Source organism: Micromonospora sp. AMSO31t (assembly GCF_008868175.1).
Lineage (GTDB): Bacteria > Actinomycetota > Actinomycetes > Mycobacteriales > Micromonosporaceae > Micromonospora.
This window is the reverse complement of sequence record NZ_WBKT01000123.1, coordinates 1-16,979: the sequence shown is the minus strand read 5'-3', so window position 1 is coordinate 16,979 and position 16,979 is coordinate 1. Positions and strand designations below refer to the sequence as shown.

At 74.0% G+C, this 16,979-nt stretch carries 15 protein-coding genes and 2 pseudogenes; 4 read left to right on the top strand and 13 right to left on the bottom strand.

Features of this window, described 5'->3' with window-relative positions:
- The 4 genes and pseudogenes from F8274_RS22920 to F8274_RS22905 form a co-directional block, all read left to right on the top strand.
- Positions 1 to 384, top strand: a pseudogene (locus tag F8274_RS22920) (hypothetical protein); the annotation flags it as partial.
- Entirely contained in the window at positions 381 to 1,847 is a 1,467-nt protein-coding gene (locus tag F8274_RS22915; protein WP_151464431.1) for an NADH-quinone oxidoreductase subunit NuoF family protein, read from the top strand. The pseudogene F8274_RS22920 and the gene F8274_RS22915, both read left to right, overlap by 4 nt.
- 21 nt (positions 1,848 to 1,868) lie before the next feature.
- Complete coding sequence (locus tag F8274_RS22910) at positions 1,869 to 2,444, top strand: redoxin domain-containing protein (protein ID WP_151464430.1); 576 nt, start codon at positions 1,869 to 1,871, stop codon at positions 2,442 to 2,444.
- Positions 2,441 to 3,319 (top strand): cytochrome c biogenesis CcdA family protein, encoded by an 879-nt coding sequence (locus tag F8274_RS22905; protein WP_151464429.1) that lies wholly within the window; start codon positions 2,441 to 2,443, stop codon positions 3,317 to 3,319. Before F8274_RS22910 ends, F8274_RS22905 begins: the two co-directional genes overlap by 4 nt.
- Here F8274_RS22905 and serS read toward each other — a convergent pair.
- The 13 genes and pseudogenes from serS to F8274_RS22845 form a co-directional block, all read right to left on the bottom strand.
- On the bottom strand, positions 3,303 to 4,589 hold the full coding sequence (gene serS / locus F8274_RS22900; protein ID WP_151464428.1) for a serine--tRNA ligase: 1,287 nt from the start codon (positions 4,587 to 4,589) through the stop codon (positions 3,303 to 3,305). The genes F8274_RS22905 and serS overlap by 17 nt on opposite strands.
- Positions 4,590 to 4,750: 161 nt before the next feature.
- Positions 4,751 to 5,482, bottom strand: a complete 732-nt coding sequence (locus F8274_RS22895; RefSeq protein WP_151464427.1) for a carboxylesterase — start codon at positions 5,480 to 5,482, stop codon at positions 4,751 to 4,753.
- The gene (locus tag F8274_RS22890; protein WP_192579940.1) at positions 5,479 to 6,867 is read right to left on the bottom strand and encodes an amidase; all 1,389 of its coding nucleotides are present in this window, start codon (positions 6,865 to 6,867) and stop codon (positions 5,479 to 5,481) included. The genes F8274_RS22895 and F8274_RS22890 overlap by 4 nt, the downstream gene beginning before the upstream one ends.
- Positions 6,864 to 7,802 carry a hypothetical protein gene (locus F8274_RS31350; protein WP_192579939.1) on the bottom strand — a complete coding sequence of 313 codons (939 nt, stop codon included), beginning with the start codon at positions 7,800 to 7,802 and terminating at the stop codon, positions 6,864 to 6,866. Before F8274_RS31350 ends, F8274_RS22890 begins: the two co-directional genes overlap by 4 nt.
- Complete coding sequence (locus F8274_RS22885) at positions 7,789 to 9,027, bottom strand: acyl-CoA dehydrogenase family protein (RefSeq protein WP_151464425.1); 1,239 nt, start codon at positions 9,025 to 9,027, stop codon at positions 7,789 to 7,791. The genes F8274_RS31350 and F8274_RS22885 overlap by 14 nt, the downstream gene beginning before the upstream one ends.
- The gene (locus F8274_RS22880) at positions 9,024 to 9,428 is read right to left on the bottom strand and encodes an SCP2 sterol-binding domain-containing protein (RefSeq protein WP_151464424.1); all 405 of its coding nucleotides are present in this window, start codon (positions 9,426 to 9,428) and stop codon (positions 9,024 to 9,026) included. Before F8274_RS22880 ends, F8274_RS22885 begins: the two co-directional genes overlap by 4 nt.
- Before the next feature lie 132 nt (positions 9,429 to 9,560).
- Positions 9,561 to 10,490 carry a ThiF family adenylyltransferase gene (locus F8274_RS22875; RefSeq protein WP_151464423.1) on the bottom strand — a complete coding sequence of 310 codons (930 nt, stop codon included), beginning with the start codon at positions 10,488 to 10,490 and terminating at the stop codon, positions 9,561 to 9,563.
- Entirely contained in the window at positions 10,487 to 12,061 is a 1,575-nt protein-coding gene (locus F8274_RS22870; protein WP_151464422.1) for an MFS transporter, read from the bottom strand. Before F8274_RS22870 ends, F8274_RS22875 begins: the two co-directional genes overlap by 4 nt.
- Positions 12,062 to 12,078: 17 nt before the next feature.
- Entirely contained in the window at positions 12,079 to 13,185 is a 1,107-nt protein-coding gene (locus F8274_RS22865; protein ID WP_225853925.1) for a TauD/TfdA family dioxygenase, read from the bottom strand.
- Positions 13,186 to 13,715: 530 nt separating this feature from the next.
- Positions 13,716 to 14,207 carry a MarR family winged helix-turn-helix transcriptional regulator gene (locus F8274_RS22860; protein ID WP_151464420.1) on the bottom strand — a complete coding sequence of 164 codons (492 nt, stop codon included), beginning with the start codon at positions 14,205 to 14,207 and terminating at the stop codon, positions 13,716 to 13,718.
- Between the two features lie 223 nt (positions 14,208 to 14,430).
- Positions 14,431 to 15,504, bottom strand: a complete 1,074-nt coding sequence (locus tag F8274_RS22855; protein ID WP_151464432.1) for a MerR family transcriptional regulator — start codon at positions 15,502 to 15,504, stop codon at positions 14,431 to 14,433.
- A 47-nt stretch (positions 15,505 to 15,551) separates the two neighbouring features.
- Complete coding sequence (locus tag F8274_RS22850) at positions 15,552 to 16,727, bottom strand: trans-acting enoyl reductase family protein (RefSeq protein WP_151464419.1); 1,176 nt, start codon at positions 16,725 to 16,727, stop codon at positions 15,552 to 15,554.
- Positions 16,728 to 16,780: 53 nt separating this feature from the next.
- Positions 16,781 to 16,979 (bottom strand): annotated as a pseudogene (locus F8274_RS22845) (hypothetical protein); the annotation flags it as partial.

Sequence of the window (16,979 nt, the reverse complement as noted above, 5' to 3'; positions counted from 1 at the left end):
TACTCGGCCCCGCCCCGCCGGACCGACCAGCCGGAGGAGCCGTGGGACAGCCCGCGCCGCTGGGAGAGCCGGCCCGTCTCCGGCGAGCCGATCTCGGCCGGCCCGATCTCGGCCGGTCCGATCTCGTCGGCGCCGCGCAGCGACAGCGGCCGGCACAGCGTCGAGGAGGACCTGCCGGAGGAGCCGGACTACTGGCGCCCGCCGGCCCGCTACGCCCCCGACGACGCCTTCGTCGACGACACCCCGACCCTGGTCGACCTGGCCTCCCGGCGGGCCCGGAAGGCCTCCGGCGAGAGCCGGGCGAGCCGGCGCAAGCGGGCCAACGCCAACGCCGACGCGGTGGACGGGGCGTACTGGGCCGGGCTGCGGGGTGAGGCCAAGTGATGCGGACGACCGTGCCGCCGGTGGCCTGCGTCGGCGAGCCCCGGCTCACCGCCGGCTTCGCCGAGTTCGGGAGACTCGACCTGCTCGCACACGAGGAGGTGCACGGCCCCATCGGGCCCGTGGAGCCGGCCGCCCTGCTCCGGCTCGCCGAGGCGATCGACCTCAAGGGCAAGGGCGGGGCCGGCTTCCCGTTCGCCCGCAAGCTGCGCGCCGTGCTGGAGTCCTGCGAGCGGCAGGACCTCGCCGCCGTGGTCGTGGTCAACGCCACCGAGGGGGAGCCGGCGAGTTGGAAGGACAAGGTGCTGCTCACCCGGGCCCCGCACCTCATCCTCGACGGCGCCGCGCTGGCCGCGTACGCGCTGGACGCCGAGGAGATCGTGATCGGGGTGGCCGACGACGACGTGGGCCGGCCCTCGCTCACCGAGGCGTTGCAGGAGCGGCGGATGCCGGTGCCGACCACCATCGTCACCGTGCCGCACCGGTTCATCTCCGGCGAGGGCGGCGCCCTGGTCAACGGGATCAACGGGCTGCCGCACATCCCGCCGGGCACCAAGAAGCGGTCCAGCGACTCCGGGGTGAACAACCTGCCCACCCTGCTCTCCAACGCCGAGACGTACGCCCAGCTCGCGGTCGCCGCCCGGATCGGCCCGTACGAGTACGCCGCGCTCGGCACCGACGACGAGCCGGGCACCGTGCTGCTCACCGTCAGCGGGGCGGCGAAGCGGCCGGCCGTGGTGGAGTGCGCGGCCGGCACCCCGCTGCGGGAGATCCTGGAGCTGTGCGAGGTGCCCGACGGGCCGGGCATCCTCATGGGCGGCTACCACGGCAAGTGGATCACCCCGGAGGCGGCGGCCCGGGCGGAGGTCTCCCGCAAGGGGCTCGCCGCGGTCGGCGGCACCCTGGGCGCCGGCATCATCGTGCCGCTGGCCCGGGACACCTGCCCGCTCGGCGAGGCCGCCCAGGTGGTCCGCTACCTGGCCGGCGAGTCCGCCGGGCAGTGCGGCCCGTGCAAGATGGGCCTGCCCGACCTGGCCCGCGCCGTCGACCTGGCCGTCTCCGGCAGCGCACCGATCGAGGTGGTCCGCGCAGCGGCCGGCGACGTGAAGGGGCGCGGGGCGTGCAGCCACCCCGACGGCACGGCCCGGTTCGCGCTCTCCGCCATGGAGGTGTTCGTCGAGGACCTGCGGCTGCACGCCACCGGCGAGGGCTGCGGCAAGCGGGTCAAGGGCGTCATGGGGCTGCCCGGCGCGCCCGACGCCAACCCGCGCAAGCTCACCCTCGACTGGTCGCGTTGCGACGGGCACGGTCTCTGCGCCCACGTGGTGCCGGACTTCATCCGGCTCGACGGCAACGGTTACCCCGCCTTCCCCGCCACCCCGGTGCCGACCTGGCTGCGGGAGGGCGCGCTCAAGGCGGTCAAGGTCTGTCCCGAACTCGCGCTCCGGCTGGTCAAGGCCGAGTAGCCCAACCCGGAGGAGACGCGGATGCGCTTACGTACCGCCCGTCGACTGGTCACCGCCGCCCTGCTGGCCGCCACGCTGCCCGGCGCGGCGTCCTGCGCGGTCGGGCCGGAGCGGGCCACCCCGGTCGGCGCGGTGGCCCCCGCGCCGGCCGCGTCCGCGTCGCCGGCCGCCCCGGTGGTCCCGGCCCGGGTGCCGGAGACGCTGTCCTTCACGGCGAAGACCCTCGACGGTACGGCGTTCTCCGCCGCCGCCCTGGCCGGGAAGCCGGTGGTGCTGTGGTTCTGGGCGCCCTGGTGCGCCACCTGCGCCAGCCAGGCCTGGACGGTCGCCGAGATCGCCCCGAAATACCGGGACACCGTGCCGATCGTCGGCGTCGCCGGGCTGGGCGAGCAGAAGGCCATGAAGGAGTTCGTCAGCGAGTTCGAGCTGGCCGGCACCCCGCAGCTCGACGACCGGTCCGGCGCGCTGTGGCGCCGGTTCGAGGTGGTCGAGCAGAGCACCTTCGTGGTCGTGGACCGCGACGGCCGCGTCGTCCACCAGGGCTTCCTGGATGGCGAGTCCCTCACCCGGCAGGTCGACGCGCTGGCCCGGGGATGACCGGCGGGCTGCTGCTCGCGCTGACCGCGGGCATGCTCGCCGCGGTCAACCCGTGCGGCTTCGCCATGCTGCCCGCGTACCTGTCGCTGCTCGTCGCCGGCCCCGCCGACGGTCGCGGCGCGGTCGGCCGCGCGCTCGCCGCCACGGCCGGGCTGACCCTCGGGTACGCGCTGGTCTTCGGCGCCTTCGGGCTGGCCGTCGCACCGCTGGCCGACTGGCTGCGCCCCCGCCTGCCCTGGGTGACCGTGATCCTCGGCGTGCTGCTGGCGCTGGCCGGCTGCTGGCTGCTCGCCGGCCGGCGGCTGCCCACCCCGCGACCGTTCGCCCGGGCGCCCCGGCTCACCCGCACCTGGCCGGCCATGGTCCTGTTCGGGGCGGCGTACGCGCTGACCTCGCTGACCTGCTCCATCGCGCCGTTCCTGGCGATCGTGGTGACCAGCCTGCGGGCCGGCTCGCCGCTGCGCGGGCTGGCGCTCTTCGGCGCGTACGCGATCGGGATGGGCCTGGTGGTCGGGGTGGCCGCGCTCGGCGTGGCGCTGCTGCGCGGCCGGCTGGTGGCCGGGCTGCGCGGCGCGGGCGCATGGGTGCCCCGCCTCAGCGGCCTGGTGCTGGTGGTCGCCGGCGGCTACGTCGCCTGGTACGGCTGGTACGAGGTGCGCCTCGCCCGGGGCCGCCACGACGCCTTCGGCGACCCGGTCGTGGTGGCGGCGGCCCGCGTGCAGCAGGCCCTGGTCCGGGCGGTGGACGCGGCCGGCCCGGCCCTGCTCGCGGCCGTGCTGGTGCTGTTGCTGGCGGCCGGCCTGTGGTGGAGACGACGGCGGGGGCCGGACGAGCCGACCCCCGCCGCGCGCCAGGCGGTCAGCGGACCGGGGTGAGCCGGTCCGTGCCGAGCTTGTCGCGGAGCACCTCCGGCACCACGACCGAGCCGTCGGCCTGCTGGAACTGCTCCAGGATGGCCGGGAACAGCCGGCTGGTGGCCAGCGCCGACCCGTTGAGGGTGTGCACGAAGCGGGTCTGCTTGCCGCCCGGCTCCCGATAGCGGATGGCCGCCCGGCGGGCCTGGTAGTCGCCGCCCCAGGAGACCGACGACACCTCCTTGTACTTACCGGTGCTCGGCATCCAGACCTCGACGTCGAGGGTCTTCTTCATGGCGGCGCTGGAGTCGCCGGCCGCCAGCAGGCTGGTCTGGAAGTGCAGGCCCAGCTTCTCGACCAGGCCCTCGACGTGGCCGACCATGGCCTCCAGCGCCGCGCCCGACTGCTCGGGCAGCGTGAACTGGAAGATCTCCACCTTGTTGAACTGGTGGCCGCGCACCGTGCCGCGCTCGTCGGAGTGCGAGCCGGCCGCCTCCCGGCGGTAGCACGGCGTGTAGGCGAACGCCTTCAGCGGCAGCTTCGCGGTCTCCAGGATCTCGTCCTGGAACGCGCCGAGGATCGCCGTCTCCGCGGTGGGCAGCAGGAACTGGCCGCGCGGGGCGGACTGCTTGTCCAGGTGGTAGACGTCGTCGTAGAACTTCGGGAACTGGCCGGCCGCGAAGCCGGCGCTGTCCAGCAGCAGGTGCGGCGGGAGCAGGAACTCGTAGCCGGCCTGGATGTTCTGCTCGATCAGCCAGTTGACCAGCGCCCACTCCAGCCGGGCCCCGAGGCCCGTGTACATCCAGAAGCCGGAGCCGCCGAGCTTCACCCCGCGCTCGTGGTCGACCAGGCCGAGAGCCTTGCTCAGCTCCACGTGGTCCCGGACCTTCTCGACGGCCGGCGGCTCGCCGAAGGTGCGCACGACCCGGTTGGCCTCCTTGCCACCGGCGACCACGTCGTCGGCGGGCAGGTTGGGCAGCTCGCTCATGGTGCTGCGCAGCCGGGACTGCACCTCGTCAAGCTGGGACTCCAGCTCGGCGAGCTGCTTGCGCTCGGCCTCCGGCGCGACCGGCTCCGGCGTGGTGCCGGACCGCTTCGCCTCCGCGTACGCGCGCGCCTCGGCCTTGCGGCGCTGCCGCTCGGCGTCGATCTCCGTGATGAGGGCGCGGCGTTCCTGGTCGAGCCGCTGGATCTCGTCCAGCGCCCGGTTGACCTCGGCGGGATCCAGACGCTTCGCCAGCGCGGTCGCCACCGCCTCGCGATCCTTCCGGATCAACTCCATGTCGAGCATGCTGCTCCGTACGCCTCCGTCCAGGCAGTCAGGTAGGACCCCCAGATGCTACCGTCGCGGCCCGTCGCGCCCGGGCCGGGCGGCGGATGCCCGTTCCCGCGGGTCTGCGGGCGCGCCCGCAGGCCGGCCCGGGCCGTCTCCGGGCCGGCCGGTCGGGCGGATCAGCCGGGGCGGACGGCCGGCGGAGCGGGGCGGCCGGTGAGGAACGCCGTGGAGTGCGCGAAGATCAGCTCGGCGTCGTGGTCCAGGGTCGCGACGTGCCCGCTCCGGGCGAGCGGAACCTCCACCAGGTCCGCGGAGCGGACCCCTTGCCGGATCACCTCCACCGAACGCAGGCCGGCCGGCCCGTCGGCCAGCGAACGGAACACCCTGACCGGCTGCGTGACCGCCGGCAGCCGTGGCCGCACGTCCGCCCACAGCCGGGTCATCTGCTGCACGGCGGCGAGGGGGATGCGGCGGTAGCCCGCGTACCGGACCGACGGGTCCCGCACCTGCGGCCGCTCGTTGGCGATGCTGGGCACCACGTGCCGGAGCACCGGCAGCAACGGCAGCAGGGGATTCTTCATCGTGATCGACGGATTGACCAGGACGACGTGACTCACGGCGGGATGCATGGCCGCCAGCCGGAGCGCCAACGCTCCGCCCATGGAGAGACCGATGACGGCCACCGGGCCGGCCGCCGCCACGTCGTCGACGGCGGCACGCGCGTCGTCGCACCAGTCCCGCCAGCTCACCGCCCGCAGATCCGACCAGCGGGTGTCATGGCCCCGGAGCACCGGCACCGCCACCCGGCGCAGGTGCGGCGCCAGTGCCCGGGCGAAGGGGTGCATGCTCGACGGGGAGCCGGCGAACCCGTGCAGCAGCACGGCCCCGCCGGCCACCGGCCCCGTCACGCCCACCCCGGTGCGAGCCCGGTCGTGGCGCCCGCCCGGGCCTGCACCTCGGCCACCTCACGCAGGATCCGGCGCTCGCTGCCGTACGGGCCGCCGAGCATCGCGCCGACGGGCAGCCCGTCCACCACGCTGACCGGCACGCTGACCGCCGGCATCCCGGCGATGTTGTACATCGGCGTGAACGGCATGAACCGCGTCATGGCCTGGAAGTTCTCCTCCTCGTCGCGTACGCGGCGAAACGCCCCGCGCACCTGCGGTGGCAGCCCGAGCGTGGGTGTGACCAGCAGGTCCACCGTGCCGAAGACCATGTCCTCCAGCATCCGGGCCACGCCGCGGAACAGGGTCAGGCACTCGTGCAGGCGTGCGCCGCTCACCCCCCGCCCCTGCTCGCGCAGCCAGCGGGTGAACGGGGCGAGGTTGCCCTCGTCGTCGACCTCGAAGGAGGTGGCGACCACCGACCACACGTCCCGGAAGGCCGCGGCCACCGCCACGTCCTGGCCCAGGTCGACCCGGACCAGCTCGTGCCCGGACTCCTGCAGGCTCACGGCCAGCTTCTCCGCGGCGGCCGCGCACTCCTCCGCCACCGCCAGGTCCGGCACCATCGGGTCGGTGGTCAACCCGATCCGCAGACGCCGCCCCGGGTCGCGCCACGACCGAGCGGTGGTCAGGTCACCCGCCATGGCGCCGGCGATCACGTCCAGCAGGGCGGACGCGTCCAGCGCGTTCCGGGCCAGCACGCCCGGCACGGACAGGCCGGTGGGCGCGGGGTCCGAGGGCCCGCTGCTCACGGCGCCGTTGCTGGGGCGCACCCCCACGAGGCCGCAGCAGGAGGCCGGGATGCGCACCGAGCCGCCCGCGTCGGTGCCGAGCGCCAGCGGCGCCAGGCCCGCGCTGACCGCCGCGGCCGAACCGCCGCTGGAGCCGCCCGGCGAGAAGGCGGACCGCCACGGGTTCGCCGTGTCCCCGCCCACGAGATTCTCGGTGTAGCAGGGCAGGGCGAACTCGGGCAGGTGCGTCTTGCCCAGGATGGGCAGGTGCGCCCGACGTAAGCGGGCCACCACGTTGTCGTCGCCCACCGCCTCGTCGTCCCGCTCCGCCGAGCCCCACCCGGTGAGCACGTCCTCGACGTCGAGGTTGTCCTTCAGCGCGATCGGCACCCCGTGCAGTGCGCCGACGTTGCCCGGACCCACCGCGCGGAGCACCGCGTCGGCCTCCTCGGCCTGCCGGAGCGCGAGGTCCCCGGTGACCGTCACGAAGGCGCCCAGCTGCGGGTCCAGCCGCCGGACCCGGTCCAGGTGGTGCGCGGTCACCTCGACCGACGTCACCGACCCGGTCCGGATCAGCCGGGCGCACTCGATCGCGGACAGTTCGTGCAGCGCGGTCACGAGACCACCTCCCCCGACTCGGCCTGGCGGCGACCGCGCCGGCTGGCGGACAGTCGCGCCACCAGCCCTCGTTGCCAGGACTCGTCGTGGCCGCCGGCGAGCCCTTCCTCGATGGCGTCGAGATAGGTACCGAGGTCCTCCGGCACCAGGCTGGCGAACGGCACCGCCGGCACCGGCACCAGGTAGCTCGACCACATCAGCGACGTGTGCGGCAGCCGGGGCCTCGTGTCCGGGATGACCAGCGGATCGAACCCGATGAGCCGGAGGTGGCGCAGGGCGCCGTTCTCGCGGCTGTCGCCGATGAGCAGGGGCCGGCCCATCGCCAGCACCGACCGGCCCAACGCGAGGATCAGGTGCCAGGGCACCCGGTCCCGCAGCTGGCCGGCGGGCACGTCCCCGGCCCGCACGAACCGCTTGATCTCGAAGACCTGCTGGGTGGTCAGCCCCCGCTCGGCGAACGGGGCGAGCAGGTCCACGCCGTGGGCGGCCTCGACCGGGAAGCGGCTCCGGGCCGGGTCGTCCAGCCGTCGCGGCAGCACGTCCCGGGAGCCGAGCAGGCCGACGTAGCCGAGGATCCGGCCGTCGGCGTCCAGGCACACGGTGTGGACGACCGTCGAGTCCGGCGGCTCCGCCAGCAACGCGGTCTCCCGCGCGGTGCGCGAACTCATCATCGACAGGTCGATGAACTCGGCCAGCCGGAACCCGAACACGGCCCGCAGGTGGCGTTCCTCCACGGCGTCGGAGCTGAACGCCACGGTGGTGAGCCCGTCGCCCAGCTGCTCGACCCGGCAGAGCGCGGCCGTGCCGACCGTCGTCGCAAGGTCCGGGTAGCGCAGGGAACGGTGCAGGGCGACCAGTGCCCGCGCGTACGTGAGGTCCAGCGGTCCGTCCCGGTGCTGGTCGCCCGGGAGCGCGGTGAGTTTAGAAGTCGTCATCGTCGTCGTCCCGGTAGAGGCAGTCGGTGATCGCCAACGCCAGCGCCTCGGGCGTGCCCTCGAAGATCCGGGTGCCGAACGAGTCGCGGAGGACCTTCTCCAGGCCGTAGGACCGCATGTAGCCGCGAGAGCCCATGAGCGCGACGGCGGTGCTCGCCGTCTCGACGGCCACCCGGTCGGCGAAGAGCTTCGCCATCGCCGGCTCCCGCTCGGGCGCGGGCAGCTGCGTGTCGACCTTGACGGCGGCACGCTGGTAGAGCAGCCGCGCGGCGTCGACGTCGACGGCCATGTCGGCCAGGCGGCGCGCGGTCATCTGGTGTTCGCGGAGCAGCTTGCCGCCCTGCACGCGCTCGCCGGCCCAGTGCACCGCCAGGTCGAGCGCGTGCCGGGCGATGCCGGTCGAGATCGCGGCGACGGAGGACCGGGCCATGTTGCCCTGCGCCACGTTGATGGCGGCACCCTGGCACTCGCCGCCGACCACGTCGCGCGCCGGCACGTGGACGTCGTCGAACCACAGCTCGCTGCCGAGGCAGTTGCGGTAGCCCATCTTGTCCAGCACGTCGCCGCGGCGCACGCCGGGCGCGTCGAGCGGCACGATGACGCAGGTCAGGCCGGTGGCGCCGGGGTGACCTTCGAGGTTGGCGTAGACGGCCGAGAAGGTCGCCACAGCGCCGTTGGTGATGAACCGCTTGTGACCGTTGAGCCGGTAGCCGTCCCCGTCACGGCGCAGCGTCGTGCGCATCCGGGCGTCCGGGAAGTGCTGCGGGATGACCAGGTCGCTGCCCGCCTCCTCCTCGGCGACCGCGTTGCAGGCCAGGACCGCCCGCGGCCCGGCGAAGTCGGACAGGTAGCGCTGCTGCAGGTCGGGGTCGCCGGTGAGCAGGACGGGGGTCTGACCGAGCATGGTGGCCCCGAACGCCAGGGCGATGCCCGGGTCGGCCGCGGCCAGCTCCTCCATGGCCATGGCGAGGCCGAGCACCCCGACCCCCAGCCCGCCCAACTCGCGGGGAAGCAGCGCGCGCGTCAGCCCGATGTCGTGCCCGGCCTGGATGACCTCCCAGTCGAACTCCTCGGCGGCCTGCTGGTCGAGTCGCACGGCGCGCGGCGCGAGAACCCCCTGGGCGAAATCGCGGACCTCGTCCACGAACCGCTGCACCGACCGGGGGATCTGGTCGAAGTTCAGGTCCGTCTCGGCGGGCTCCGCCCGCACGGTGGTCGCCGTCATTTCGCGGCCCCGTCCACGAGGCCCTGCGCCGCGACGAGCTGCGGGTAGCGGTCGAAGGCGGGCTGCAGGATCGGCACCAGTTCGAGGACCTTGGCCACCTTGCCCTTGATGCGCACCTTGCCCAGGGCGACGGCCGCAGGCATCAGCAGGGTGCCCGACCACAGCCGGTGGGCGGTGTCGCAGCTCATCTTGATGGTCACGGAGGCGTCCTCCGGGGCGTCGTCGCCGAGACGGACCTGGTCCGGCGTGACGTGGATGACGCAGTCCGGCTTGGTCTGCACCAGGCGGAGGGTCAGGTCGGCGTCCCGCAGCCGCTCGGTGAACTCCTCGTCGGCGGTGAGAATCGTGAACAGCTCGCCGAAGACCGCGTAGGCGGTGGACGAGTCTGGGTAGACGGACATGGCGATTCCTCCCCTAGAATCGATGAACATCGATATATTTGCCCCGGAAGGGGGCGATGGAGCGCTGCCCCGAAGAGGGCGGCAGTGGAGCGTTCGCCCCCGGAGGGGGGCGATGCACGGGCGCCGGGCGGCTCAGTGGCGGCGACGGGCTCCGCGGGTCATGGCGAGCAGCAGGCCGGCCACCTCGACCGGCTGGCGGAGCCGATCCCACCGCCGCTCGCCGGACGGCATGGCGAGACGGTGGACGTCGACCGTCGCCGACGAGGGCACCGGTCGCCCGGTCACGAGGCGGAGGGTGAGCGTCGCCGCCAGGACGCCGAACATGTCGGCCGCCTGCACCAACTGCGGGAAGGTGAACTCCTCCCGATGCAGGCCGCGCCGGATCAGGCCGACCAGGTCCCGCGGCACCTTGCGAGCGGGCACCAGTCGGGCGAGCAGCTCCCACAACGGCATCTCGTCGAGCTGTTGCCGGGTCACCGCACCCCCGAAGAGCCGCTGCTCCCGCCGGTAGTCGTAGACCCGGACGTACTGCGTGCCCGACATGTCCCATCCGGTCATCAGCGGCAGGCCGCGGGCCCGGACCCGCTCGTGCAGCAGGCCCTTCGCCGTGAGCCCCGAGCGGGTGGTCACGTCGACGCCGTCGATGACCACGTCGACGCCGGCCAGGAGCGCGTCCACCGTCTGCTCGGTGACCCCGTCCTGGGCCACGTCGACCACCACGTGCGGGTTGATCGCCCGGGCGCGGTCCGCCGCCACGGCCGCCTTGTTGCGGCCCAGGTCGTCGACCGTGGCGTTCTGCCGGTTGAGGTTCGTCAACTCGTAACTGCCCGGGTCGGCCAGCGCCAGCGACCGGAAGCCGAGGCGTACCAGCGGCTCCACGGCGGCGCCGCCGATCGACCCGCAGCCGGCCACGAGGATCCGGGCGGCGGAGATCCGAGCCTGGTCCGCCGCGTCCACGACACCCCGGTTGCGGTCGACGAAGATGCGCTGGAACTCCTCGGGCGACAGGGCCCGCGCCGACTCCGGCGAGCTGACGTCCTGGTCGACCACCGCCCCGGTCATCGCGTCTCCCCGGTCAGTGCGGAATCCATCGGCAGGTCGTGCGGCGCCGGCCGCGGCGTGAGCCGCGAGGGAACCCAGACGAGCACCAGCAGCGCGCCGACGAGCAGCACCGCGATGCCCACCCCGAGGGTCACGTGCATCGCGTCCACGAACGCGTCCCGCGCGCGGTCCGCCAGCGCCAGCGCCTCCGGGCCGGGCGCACCGCCCGCCGGGGACCGACCGCCGAGGGCGAACAGCGTCGCCCCGAGGGAATCCCCGGCGCGCTCGCGTTGCCCCGGCGGCAGCGCGTCGAGGACCTCGGCGGCCCGGTCGCGGTAGGCCATCGACAGCACCGAGCCCATCACGGCGACACCGAGCGCCGCGCCGACCTGCCGGACCGTGTTGTTCACCGCGCCGCCGACTCCCGCCTTCTGGGTGGGCACGGCGGACATCGCCAGCGTGGTCGTGGCGCCCATGACGAAGCCCATGCCGAGGCCGGCCACCAGGAGACTCACCTCCAGGCGCCAGAGCGGTGACGTGGCGGTGGCGAGGAGCAGGCCGCCGAACGACACCGCCAGCAGCACCAGGCCCCCGCTCACGGTGAGCCGGAAACCGTAGCGCCGCACCATCCCGGCGCTGGTGACGGCCGACAGCACGCTGCCCACCGCGACCGGCAACAGGATCAGGCCCAGCTCCAGCGGAGTGTGGTCGAGCACCAGCTGCACGTAGAAGACCAGCAGGAACGTCCCGCCCGTGAGGGCGAAGAACGCGAGCGACACGGCGGTGGTGCCGCCCGCGAACGGCGCGCTGCGGAACAGGCTCACGTCGAGCACCGGGTGGGCGGTGCGCCGCTCCACCAGGATCAGCACGACGGTCAGCGCGAGGCCGAGCGCCACCATCCCGGCGGACGCCGGCGCGAACCAGTCGTTGTCCTCGCCGGCCCGGATGACCCCGTAGACGATCGCCGCGATCGCGGCGGTGGACAGCAGCAGACCCGGCAGGTCGAGGTGGAACCGGGCGGTGGACCGGGATTCCCGGGCCACGACGAACAGCAGCGCCAGGCAGGCGGCCGCCACCGGCACGTTGATAAGGAAGACCGAGCCCCACCAGAACCGCTCCAGCAGTGCGCCGCCGAGGATGGGGCCGAACGCCACGGACAACCCGCCGAGCGCCGCCCAGATCCCCATGGCCTTGCCGTGCTCGTCCTCGGGTACCGCGTGTTTGATGATGGCCAGGGTGGCCGGCGGCACGACCGCACCTCCGATGCCCATCACGGCACGCCACAGGATCAGGGCGTCCGGGCTGTCGGCGAAGGCCGAGAACGCCGAGGCGACGGCGAACACGGCAAGGCCGACGGCGAGGGTGCGCCGCCGCCCCCACCGGTCGGCGATCACGCCGGCCGTGAACATCAGCGAGGCGTAGACCAGAATGTAGGAGTCGACCGCCCACTGGAGCTGGGAGTTGTCGGCCCGCAGGTCCCGTTGGATGGCCTGCAGCGCCACGTTGAGGATGGTGTTGTCCATCATCACCATGAGGAAGCAGGCGCCGACGACCACGAGCAGCAGGCCCTGACGTTCCGATCTCGTCGTCATTGTGATGTGTTCCTTGTCTAGTCGTTGCTGTAGGCAGGGCGCCGGTCGGCGCGCGACAGGTCGGTCCCGGACTTGAAGATCCGCCGGTGCACGTGCGAGCGCGGCAGCCGGTCCGCGGTCGACCGGCGCAGGTCGGGCACGGCGAAGGAGCGGCGCAGCCACCGGTCCTGGCCGTCGTGCCGGGCGGCGAAGCCGGTGCGACCGTGCACCGCCTTGTCGTTGTCGACGATCAGCAGGTCCCCGGCCTCGAGGACATGGCCGACCAGGTTGGTGAGCATCGCCCGGCGCAGGCTGGCCAGCGCGCGCCGGCCCTCCGGGTCCTCAGTGGTCATCGCGTGGAAGTCGACGCACAGCTCCGGGTCGAAGGGCGACCCGCTGAGCACCGGGACCGGCCCGGCGTAGACGTCCTCCCGCTCGCCGACGAAGGAGCTGGCCAACCGGATCCGGTAGATCGGCTGGGTGAGCACCTCCCGGGTCCCGCCGTCCAGCCCGGCGAGCGCGCGGCGGATGCCACTGGCCAGCGTGAGCGCCACCCGCTCGTGATCCGGCCGGAGGGCGAGCAGGCTGATGAAACGTGGCCGCTGCGGGTGGAACCCGTCCTCCGTGTGCAGCTCCAGGAAGCAGCTGCCGGTGTTCTCCTGCCGCTTCTCGGCGCCGAGCACGGGCGCGACGTCCTGGATGATCCGGCCCGCCTTCTCGTCGGCGTACGAGATCACGTCGCCGAGGATGTTCATGACCGCCAGCTGGGTCATCGTCGCGACTTCGAGCCGTTGCCAGTCACCGTCGTAGTTGCCCTGCTCGGGAGTGGGCGGCAGCACGTCGTCGATCGGCACGTTGCGCAGCAGCAGCATCCCGTCGGGGTTGCTGCGGTAGCGGAACTGGGTGAGTGCGCGCACCAGCGCTTCCGGACCCTCCCGCAGCATCCGCAACTTGCAGTCGACCATCAGGTCGTCGTCGTCCAGGTGCAGACCCGAGGGTCGGCTCGCGTGCCGGGCGGCGACCCCCCGCGCCACCGCCCGCAGGCACTCGCGGTCGTCGTCGGCCAGCACGAAGGCCGCGCGCTGCGCCTGCCTGACCGGCCACGAGCGACCCTCGTCATCCGTCACCATGGCGACCTCATCCATCGACACAGGTCCTCCCCCGTCTCAGTCAACTGATCACGCTCAGGATCCTGATCACGAATCACACTACATCAATTGCTCGGGACGGACGGGGAAACGCAATGTCAGGTCGTCGACATCTCGGCGGTGAATGATTGAACGAAGCGCACATATGCGATGGAGCAACGCCTCGCACGATATCGCCGGCTCGTGTCGAGCCGCCGGGACAACTGACGACGCAAATTTCCCGGCTGGCGTTACTGCCGGCCGCCGCCTCCGTCGGCGGCCGGGGGAGCGGGCGCGGATCGGCAGGTCGGCGGGCTGGTACGCGCTCCGGCGGGCGGCACGGCGGGCGAGGCGTGCTCTGTTCGGCCTCGCCGAATCAGTCAACGAGGTTGCGTAAATGTGACAGGCAGCCGCCTTCTCGCGGCACCCTTTCGCGTCCGCCGTCGACTAACGGACAAAATTATGAATCCGCTGTTTTCACTACTTCCGGACGAGGTCGAGTGACGCGCCTAACATTTCCGCGGTGGCGCGCCGCGGACCATCGGAAGTCACTCGTCGGACGGCGTCCGCGCGGACTTCCCGGGGTCGTCGAGCACCCGGCGGGCACGCTCCAGCAGGTGCCGCAGCGCGGTCAGTTCGTCCCCGGTGAACTCCTCCTCGTAGCGGGCGTCGACCTCACGGGCGGCGAGGTCGGCCCGGGCCAGCAGGGCGGCGCCCCGACGGGTCAGGGTCAGCGCCATGACCCGCGGGTGGATCGCCGCGGGAGTCCGCTGGGCCAGCCCGCGCTTCTCCAGGGCGGCGGTCACGACGCTCATCGACTGGGGCGTGACCCGGCAGAGGCGGGCGAGTTGGGCGCTCGACGACCCGGGATTGCAGCGCAGCATCAGCATCGCGGTGTACTGGGTCACGGTGAGGTCGAACGGCGCCAGGCAGTCCGCCTTCCGGACGACCATCACCGACGCCGCGTGCTGGAGCAGGGTGCTGACCCGCCCGTTGATCTCCTGCTGCCGCGCCACGTCCGCCCTGCTCGTCGTGCCCACTGACGGTTCCTCCCCGCGCCTGTCCGTCCCGGCCGGTGCCCGCGGACGGCCGGCCTCCCGGCCACTGTCGCACGGCGGACGTGGACCCGACACTCGACACAGGCACCCTGAGCAGCGGATCGGCCCGACCTCGCGGCCGGCCGCCGCCCGCCGCGCGGCGATCAGCGTCCCGGAGTGCGGACCGGCACGAGGCGCGTGGGAGGGCGGACCGGCACGGTCCGCCTCAGAGGCGGACCGGCATGAGGATGGAGAACGCGTCCCCGTCGTCGGGGCGGCGCACGGCCAGCGGGGCGATCGGGCCGTCCAGCTCCAGCACGAGCTGGCCCCGACCGCCGGCGTCCAGGGCGTCGAGCAGGTACTCCCGGTTCACGCCCACCCGGAGGCCGTCCGGGGCGTCGGGCCCGAGCACGCACAGCCCACCCCGGTCGTCCAGGCCCAGCACGACCACCTCGTGGTCGACCCCCGCGTACTCGCGGAGCAGCACCGGAGCGCCCTCGGCCGTGAGCGCCCGCCGCAGCGCCCCCACGTTGACCGGGATCCGGTGGCTGGGCGCGCCGCCGACCTGCCCGTGCAGCAGCCGCCGGTAGTCCGGGAAGTCGTACGGGAGCGCGGCGGCGGTCACCGGCCGGCCGGCCACCGCGACCTCCACCCGGTCCGGGGCCACCGTGAGGTGCGCCTCCGGGGTGGTCCCGGCGCCGGTGTCGAGCAGGGCGCGCAGCTCGTCGACCGCGTCCACGGGCAGCAGCGCGTGGACGGGCGGGCCGTCGACCTTCCCGCCGGCCCGGGCCACGGCGAGCCGGTGCCGGTCGGTGGCGACCAGCCGGACGCCGTCGGGTTCGACCTCCAGCAGCACGGCGGAGAGCACCGGCAGCTCCGGGTCGGCGCCGACGGCGAACCGCACGGCGTCCACGGCGGCGGCCAGGTCGGCGCGGGACAGCACGAGTCGGGTGGTGGTCATGGTCGTCTCCTCCGGATCGATGAGGGTGCGGATCCGGGAGAGCTCACGGCGGGCGTCGGCGAGGCCGTCCTCCAAGCGGCGCAGGTGCGCGTCCAGCAGCCGGTGCACCACGGCCGGCCGGTGCCGGTGCCGCAGCGCCTCGGCGATCCCGGCCAGCGGCATGCCGACCCGGCGCAGCCCGGCGACGAGGCGGGCCGGGGCCACCTGGTCGTCGGTGTACCAGCGGTAGCCGGTCGCCGGGTCCACCAGCGCCGGCACGAGCACGCCGGACCGGTCGTAGAACCGCAGCGCGCTCACCGTCAACCCGCTGGCCCGGGCCAGCTCGCCGATGCTGCGCAGTTCGCTCTCCACGACGCCGGATCCTGGGCCCTCGACCCGGTCGAGGGTCAAGCGGCCAGCACCCGGAACGTGATCCCGGCCCGGACCAGCCGGTCGAGCAGGGCGTCGCCCATCGCGGTCACCGGGGTCACCTGCCCGGCGGTCGGAGGCAGGTCGTCGAGGGCCAGGCAGAGCGCCGACTCGGCGAGCATCTTGGCGGTCTCGTCGTAGCCGGGGTCGCCGCCGGCCACCTCGGTGCGTACGGTCCGGCCGCCGCCGGTGCCGACGAACCGGACCCGGAACCACGACTTCGCCCGCTGGGCGGCGCTCGGTCCCTGGCCGGAGGACAGCCGGCCGAGCAGCCAGCGCCGGGTCGGCGGCAGCTTCACCAGCCCGACCACGCCGGCCAGGCCCACCCCGGCGGCCAGCACGGTGGGCAGCCGCTTCACGGCGGCGAAGTGGCGGTAGCGGAAGTCCGGGCCGTACTCCGGGCGGGCCGCCGCCGACCGGCGGACCACCTGCGGGTCGATGGTGGGCAGCGGCACCGCCCACTGCCCGAACTCCTTCACCCGGCCGACCCGGCCGGGCACCGCCCGGACCCGCCGGCCGTCCGGGCGTGGCTCGACCGCCCGGCGTGCCTTCGCGGCCCGGCTCATCTCGCCCGTGCGGGAGAACGCGGTCAGCGCCGAGTGGTACGTGCCGGCCGAGAACCGCCCGCCGGCCCGGACGTAGCCGTCCACGGTGACCGGCCCGTCGGTCGGCAGCTGCTTGACGGTGAACCAGGCGCCCAGGTCGTGCGGGATCGAGTCGAAGCCGCAGGCGTGCACGAGCCGTGCCCCGGTGCGCACCGCCTCGGTGTGGTGCCGCACGTACATGAGGTCGACGAACTCCGGCTCGCCGGTGATGTCGAGGTAGTCGGTGCCGGCCGCGGCGCAGGCCGCGACCAGCGGCTCGCCGTGGTGGACGTACGGGCCGACGGTGCTGGCGACCACCCGGGCGCTCTCCGCCACGGCACGCAGCGACGCCGGGTCGGTGACGTCGGCGGTGAGCAGGGGCAGCCCGGCCAGGCCCGCGTCGATGGCGGCCAGCCGGTCGCGTACCCCGGCCAGCTTGTCCGGGTTGCGGCCGGCCAGCGCCCAGCGCAGCCCGTCCGGGGCGTGCCGGGCCAGGTACTCGGCGGTGAGGCCACCGGTGAAACCGGTGGCGCCGAAGAGGACGAGATCGTACGGGCGGTCTTCGCGCATCCGCCGAGTGTGCCACCGGCGGCCGCCCGGATCACGGGGCGAGGAGGGTCCGTTCAGCCCGGCCGCTCCAGCCGGGAGCGGTCCGCCCGCAGCACCTCCCCGGTCTCCACGAGCTGCTTCGTCTCCCGCAGCGCCTGCCGGAGGAACCGGCCGGGATCGTCGCCGACCAGGTGGGCGGCCAGCCCCGGCAGCATCGACTGCCCACCGGCGGGCAGGCGGGCCGCCAGCTCGGTGCCGCGCCCGCCGGTGGGC

What these genes read in the sequence shown, in the direction of transcription:
- F8274_RS22905 (WP_151464429.1), top strand. Translation starts at nt 2,441, where the DNA reads ATGACCGGCGGGCTGCTGCTCGCGCTGACCGCGGGCATGCTCGCCGCG.
- F8274_RS22865 (WP_225853925.1), bottom strand. Translation starts at nt 13,185, where the DNA reads ATGGATGAGGTCGCCATGGTGACGGATGACGAGGGTCGCTCGTGGCCG.
- F8274_RS22850 (WP_151464419.1), bottom strand. Translation starts at nt 16,727, where the DNA reads ATGCGCGAAGACCGCCCGTACGATCTCGTCCTCTTCGGCGCCACCGGT.
- F8274_RS22885 (WP_151464425.1), bottom strand. Translation starts at nt 9,027, where the DNA reads ATGACGGCGACCACCGTGCGGGCGGAGCCCGCCGAGACGGACCTGAAC.
- F8274_RS31350 (WP_192579939.1), bottom strand. Translation starts at nt 7,802, where the DNA reads ATGACGACTTCTAAACTCACCGCGCTCCCGGGCGACCAGCACCGGGAC.
- F8274_RS22870 (WP_151464422.1), bottom strand. Translation starts at nt 12,061, where the DNA reads ATGACGACGAGATCGGAACGTCAGGGCCTGCTGCTCGTGGTCGTCGGC.
- serS (WP_151464428.1), bottom strand. Translation starts at nt 4,589, where the DNA reads ATGCTCGACATGGAGTTGATCCGGAAGGATCGCGAGGCGGTGGCGACC.
- F8274_RS22910 (WP_151464430.1), top strand. Translation starts at nt 1,869, where the DNA reads ATGCGCTTACGTACCGCCCGTCGACTGGTCACCGCCGCCCTGCTGGCC.
- F8274_RS22880 (WP_151464424.1), bottom strand. Translation starts at nt 9,428, where the DNA reads ATGTCCGTCTACCCAGACTCGTCCACCGCCTACGCGGTCTTCGGCGAG.
- F8274_RS22875 (WP_151464423.1), bottom strand. Translation starts at nt 10,490, where the DNA reads ATGACCGGGGCGGTGGTCGACCAGGACGTCAGCTCGCCGGAGTCGGCG.